Annotated in this window: 1 pseudogene; it reads right to left on the minus strand. The window is 71.8% G+C overall.

Features of this window, described 5'->3' with window-relative positions:
- Nucleotides 1-308 (minus strand): annotated as a pseudogene (locus tag ACLBYB_RS33105) (hypothetical protein); the annotation flags it as partial.

The following is a 308-nucleotide window of genomic DNA, read 5'->3' on the forward strand; positions in this document are numbered from 1 at the left end:
TGACCAGGCTGCCGCTGTTGGCCGCGCCACCACCGATGGCGCCGGTGTTGAGGGCCGTGCCGGTGTTGGTCAGGCCGCCCGCGACGGTGCCGCTGTTGGACAGCGTGCCGCTGTTGGCCACGCCGCCACCGATGGCGCCGGTGTTGAGGACCAGACCGGCATTGGTCAGGCCGCCCGCGAGGGTGCCGCTGTTGGACAGCGTGCCGCTGTTGGCCACGCCGCCGGCGATCACGCCGCTGCTGAGCGCCGTGCCGGCATTGGTCGCACCTCCGGAGATGGTGCCGGTGTTGATCAGGAGGCCGGCATTG

The organism is Methylobacterium sp. D54C (assembly GCF_053345595.1).